The sequence below is a fragment of the Streptomyces sp. NPDC006733 genome (assembly GCF_040636125.1).
In the GTDB taxonomy this organism is placed as follows: domain Bacteria; phylum Actinomycetota; class Actinomycetes; order Streptomycetales; family Streptomycetaceae; genus Actinacidiphila.
In genome coordinates this window covers 1-5,071 of record NZ_JBEYJD010000114.1, presented here as the reverse complement: position 1 = coordinate 5,071, position 5,071 = coordinate 1, and the positions used below count along the sequence as shown (strand labels likewise).

Here is a 5,071-nt window from a genome sequence, read left to right as displayed (position 1 = left end):
CAAGATCCTCGGCTGGCGGACACCGGCCGAGATCTTCGAAGAGCAGCTACGCTCACTGCAACAACCCGGTGTTGCAACGACTGGTTGAACTCGCCTTCGGTCTGACTCTCGGTTTCAGAAAGCGGGCCCTGTCCTGTAGCGGTCAATTGCCGTGCTCGGTTCGCTGCACCAGGCGCGCGAAGCCGCGAAGGCCCGCGGCGAGGCCGGCACCCGCAAGACCAAGCGCCGCCCCCGCACCATGACGGTCCGGGGCGAGGGCCGGGAGCCTACCGGGCTCGCCGCCGTGCTCCAGGGCCTGATGGCCGACCGTGCCTGGGACGTCCCGGCCGCGGGTGGAAGCATCCTGGACCAGTTGCCGGACATCGCGGCCGCCCTCTCACCGAAACTGGCCGCCCACGTCTGCGCGGTCGCGTTCCACGCACAGACGGGGCGGCTGGACCTGCGCCCGGACTCATCGGCGTACGCCACCCAGCTGCGCCTGATCAACACCCGGATCGTCGCAGCGGCGAACGACACGGTCGGCACCCAGGCGGTGCGCACCATCCGCGTCCTGACCGTGCGCGCGACGGACCCGTCGCCCCAGGAACCAGCCACCACCCCGAAGACGGCCGCGCCCGAGGCTGCGGTGAAGACCAGGCAGGAGGCATCACCCCGCTTCCGCCAGGCGCTCGCCGCGCACCAAGCCGCCGCGCCCGCCCAGCGGCAGGACCCGGGGATCACCGAAGCTGTCGAGCGGCAGACCCGGGCGATGCGCGAGCTAAGCCGCAGGACGTTTCCGGAGACGGAGGCTGCTGTCGACAATGCGCCGGATCCGATCAGCGCTGCCCATCTCCAGCGGCGCCGTGAAGCCGCCGCCACCGAGGCAACCGCCCTCCGGCGGGCCCGCGCGGAACGTGCCGCCCGGCAGGCCGGGACCGCTGCCTTGGTCCCCGCCGCGCCCCTTCCACTGCGCACCACCGCATGACGGGGCGCGCGGGCCCGGGGCTACGGCACGGGCAGCCCGAGGCCGGACAGGAAGACCGCGTGCTCGGAGATGTGGAAGCGGGAGGCCATCCCCCCGGGTCATTTCCGTGACGGGCTTAGTTTGCCGATCGGTGCCCGGATAGGGAAGGCGTCCCCGCGCCGAAGATCGCTCCGGGCAACCGCGGTCGGCTTCACCGCGAAGGCGCGGCGGCCGGCACTTCCCGGACAACTTCCCCGGTGGTCCGCCCTACCTGTCAGATCGCCGGACAGCGCGCGGTGGACCTGGCGATGATCGAGGCGGCATCCGGGCCATGGGGCGATAGGGACGGCGATCATGCTGGAGAAGCTCAACGAACAGACCGAGCACGGGTATGTGCTTCTGCAGGCCGCAGCGGCTGAGGGGGCGCTGGGTGACATCGAAGCGGCCTACCGAAGAGCGGATGCCCTGGCAGCGCTGGGCACCGAGGCTCTGACAACGCTTGCCCGGGTCGCCAGTGACTTCGTCTGCCGCCTGTCGCTGGCGAGTGGCCCCGCCTGGACGACCAGCCAGGACGACGAGGGCAATCACATCAACATCGAGGACCGCTCCCCGGAGCAACGGGTCTTCACTCGCCGGATGATGGCCGCCTGGTCGGCAGGCGACACCCCAACCTTCGAGGCATTGCTCAACGGGGCCTGCGACGATCCGCAACGCCGCCAGCCCTACCTACGGGACTTGTTCCAGTTCACCGTCGATGAGGCCGAAGTACACGGCAGACGGGCTGGACGGCCGTTCACCGTGGTCCGGCAGATGAACAAGTCCATCCTCAAGGAGGGACTACACAAGGACGACTGGAACCGGTCGTAAGCACAGGTCGCAGCACACGTCGGGTCCTTCCGTGGAGAGGCAGGGAGGGACGCCGGTCCCGTGTCACGGGCTCAGCGGGCGAACGCTTCGTTCAGGCTGATGCGGTAGCCGTCCTCTTCCATCAGCACGACGGTGACGCCGAACGGGTCGGGGTGGTCCAGCTCGATCGGGGGTGAAGGAGAAGTTCGCCGCGGCCTGGATCGGCGGCTCCAGCTTGCCGCGGGGGACGGCCTCCAGTTCGGGGCGACCGACGCCCAGCCCTCGGCCCGCGGGACAGGAGCTGCTCGCTGCAGGGAAAACTGATGCAGGACGTGCCCGCCTGGGGTGGCGAGCACCGACCAACCCGTTCCACACCTGTGCTTCCCCCGGAACCCCCTCCGTCTGCTGATCCGCTCATCGCACCCTGCCATGGGGGCCGAGATCGTGTCAGCGGGATGATCAGCCAGCTCTCGGCCGGATGCTGCCGGGAGGAGCCGGTCTCGCGCGATAGCCGACTGGCGGGCGCCGATGCCGCTGTGCTGCACAAGAAACGCAACATCGTCGAGCGGGCCATCAAGCGCACGGCGGCGATACCGGCGCGCGTGACTGCTGTTCAAGATCCGTTGCAAAATCTGTTGCGCAGTCCGTTGCGAGATCCGTTGCGTACCTCTCTGCAGGGCTGTTGAGTCACCGCGGGTCAGCCACCATTCTTCGGGTACCTGGGGCGCTGACTTCCCCTCTGCTGTGCCCCCTTGTTTTTGTTCCTGGTTGTTGATGTGTGTGGGTGGTGGCGGGCGGTCGGGGAACAGGTGTGGCGCTGCGCTGGCTGGGTGGTGGGCGTCGGCCGGTGGCCGCCGCGTCGACCGGGGTTGCCGGGGCCCGCCTGGTCAGCTGAGGACTTGTACCTCACCGTCATCGACGGTGAACGTGCTCTGCCGGGTCTCGGTGAACTGCCCGCCCCCGCCCGGCCCGCCTGCCACCGTCCAATCGATCGTCCGGGTCATGGTGGCGGTGCCCCGGGCAGCTGCCCGTGCGGAGGTGGCGGCTCTGCTGGACCTGAGTGGGAGGGTGGGCGGTATCGACGGTGCCGGGCCCGGCCACTAGATTTCCGAATGGAGGTTCGAATGCTCATGTTACAAAAGGTGACCGGAAGCATACGAATATCGAGCTGCTCGCCCCGATTCCCCCGCGGGGCAGGCATCGTTGGGCACCACAGCGCACGGTCCGTATCGCGACGGCGCGAAAGTCGTGCACGACAGGAGGAAAACGGTGAGTGACCGCAGCGCCATCGAGTGGACCGAGGCGACCTGGAACCCCACCACCGGGTGCGACAGGGTCTCTTCCGGCTGCGACAACTGCTATGCCCTGGCGCTGGCGAAACGGCTCAAGGCGATGGGCGCGGCGAAGTACCAGAACGACGGCGACCCGCGGACGTCCGGACCCGGGTTCGATGTGACGCTCCATACGGACTCACTGCACGTTCCCTACCGGTGGAAGACACCGCGGGTGGTGTTCGTCAACTCCATGTCGGACCTGTTTCACGCTCGGGTCCCACTGGACTTCGTCCGCCAAGTCTTCAAGGTCATGGCCGACACTCCGCAGCACACCTACCAAGTCCTGACCAAGCGCGCGCGGCGGCTGCGCCAGATCGCGCCGAAGCTGGACTGGCCGACCAATCTCTGGATGGGCGTTTCCGTCGAAACCGAGGCCGAGCTGCCGCGCATCGACGACCTGCGTCAGGTGCCCGCCGCCGTACGGTTCCTGTCCTGCGAGCCTCTGCTGGGCCCGCTGCCCGGCCTCGACCTGGACGGCATCCACTGGGTCATCGTCGGCGGAGAGTCCGGCCCCAACCATCGGACGCTGAACGAGGCCTGGGTGACGCAGATCCGCGAAACCTGTCAGGACGCCGACGTAGCCTTCTTCTTCAAACAGTGGGGCGGACGCACTCCCAAAGCCGGTGGCCGCCTCCTGGAGGGCCGCACCTGGGACCAGATGCCGCTGCCTGTCCCCGCCTGACCCGTACGCACACGACGCGGCCGGGCCCATAGAGCGAGGCCCGGCCGTACGGGCGTCATGCCAGGAGAAGACCAGGGGTGACGGTGATTTCGCGGGTCCGCTTCACACCGACTCCGGTGCTGGGTGTCTTGCCCTGTTGGTGAAGGAGCCGCACTGCTTGACGTGCCACCGGCTCGGTCACCTGCCCGTAAAACGATCCGAAGATCTCCAGCGTGTGGTCGACCAGTTTCACCGGACGCCGGGACCGGATCAGCAGCTTCTCCAGGTTGGCCGCGATCTCCGGCAGGGCTCGGGCCTCGACTTCCTTCGGGTCCGGGGCCAGGGAGAACAAGGCGTCCTCCTCCCGCTCCTCCAACTCCTTCCACCACTCGGCCCTCGCCCGGGCGACCGTGTCGCCGAACACCCACAAGCCGTACGGGCTGCGCGTCGCGAACACCAGCCGGTACACGGCGCGCTGGCGCGGCGAATGCGATACCGGAACCGACTGCACCACCATCCCCGTGTGCTGCTCCAGCCGGCGGGCGTACTCGGCCGCTACTGCCTCGATGGCGTCCTCGGCCGCACCGTTCCTGCCGCGGGATGCGACCGCGTCGGCGAAGTACTCCCGCCACCACGTTCCACCGCACACGTCGTCGAACCGCTGCAGCGATCGTTCATTGCCCTTGGGGGAGCGGACGTGGCCACCCAGGCGCCACACCGCCATCATGCTGAAGTTCATCAGCAGCTCCGTCGCCGGGCGTTTCTGCGGGCGCTTGCGGGCGAGCACCTCCACCAGGCGGTTCTGCGGCAGGACAAGCCCGCACGGGTCCAGGAATAGGAACAGCGGCTCCCGTACCGCCCGTTCGACGACCTGGTCCAGGACGCTGTCGACCTCGCCGCGGTGGGCGTGCGCCCGGACCCCTCTGAACCGGTACTGCTGGACCACCTCGCTCAGCCGGTCGTACGACTTCGCCTGGGCCTCACAGAAGAAGCACTCCAGGGTGAGCCCCGCCTTGGCCCGCAGGTGCGAGGCGACCCTCAGGGCGATCTCGCCCGAGGCTGGCTCACCGTTTTCGTAGCGGCCCTCGCCCGCGTAACCGTCCAGGTAGACCACCCGCTGGTCGTGGGACTGCGTACCCGTCATCCCGCCGAACTGCGGCAGATACCGTCGCAGCAAGTCGTGCTTGAACACTGAACCGCACCGTGTTCGATAGAGACTCGATTCCGTGAAAGGATTGAGTCATGGCACGTCCTTCCTCCTATCCCGTTGAGCTGCGCAAACGAGCG

At 68.3% G+C, this 5,071-nt stretch carries 5 protein-coding genes; 4 read left to right on the top strand and 1 reads right to left on the bottom strand.

Annotation, left to right across the window (positions count from 1 at the left end; all coding sequences use genetic code 11):
- Nucleotides 1–151: 151 nt before the first annotated feature.
- The 4 genes from ABZ721_RS40815 to ABZ721_RS40800 all read left to right on the top strand — a co-directional run bounded on the left by ABZ721_RS40815 (nucleotide 152) and on the right by ABZ721_RS40800 (nucleotide 3,805).
- Nucleotides 152–964: a DUF721 domain-containing protein gene (locus tag ABZ721_RS40815; protein ID WP_358793909.1), complete on the top strand. Its 813-nt coding sequence runs from the start codon at nucleotides 152–154 to the stop codon at nucleotides 962–964.
- A 333-nt stretch (nucleotides 965–1,297) separates the two neighbouring features.
- Nucleotides 1,298–1,810: a hypothetical protein gene (locus tag ABZ721_RS40810; RefSeq protein ID WP_358793908.1), complete on the top strand. Its 513-nt coding sequence runs from the start codon at nucleotides 1,298–1,300 to the stop codon at nucleotides 1,808–1,810.
- Between the two features lie 434 nt (nucleotides 1,811–2,244).
- On the top strand, nucleotides 2,245–2,475 hold the full coding sequence (locus tag ABZ721_RS40805) for a hypothetical protein (RefSeq protein ID WP_358793907.1): 231 nt from the start codon (nucleotides 2,245–2,247) through the stop codon (nucleotides 2,473–2,475).
- Nucleotides 2,476–3,058: 583 nt separating this feature from the next.
- Nucleotides 3,059–3,805 (top strand): phage Gp37/Gp68 family protein, encoded by a 747-nt coding sequence (locus ABZ721_RS40800; RefSeq protein ID WP_358793906.1) that lies wholly within the window; start codon nucleotides 3,059–3,061, stop codon nucleotides 3,803–3,805.
- Between the two features lie 55 nt (nucleotides 3,806–3,860).
- On the opposite strand, the gene tcmP is transcribed toward ABZ721_RS40800, so the two are convergent.
- Entirely contained in the window at nucleotides 3,861–4,976 is a 1,116-nt protein-coding gene (tcmP, locus tag ABZ721_RS40795) for a three-Cys-motif partner protein TcmP (RefSeq protein ID WP_358793905.1), read from the bottom strand.
- Nucleotides 4,977–5,071: the final 95 nt, after the last annotated feature.

Excerpts from the sequence above, each read along its gene's own strand:
- ABZ721_RS40810 (WP_358793908.1), top strand. The coding sequence starts at position 1,298 with ATGCTGGAGAAGCTCAACGAACAGACCGAGCACGGGTATGTGCTTCTG.
- ABZ721_RS40805 (WP_358793907.1), top strand. The coding sequence starts at position 2,245 with ATGATCAGCCAGCTCTCGGCCGGATGCTGCCGGGAGGAGCCGGTCTCG.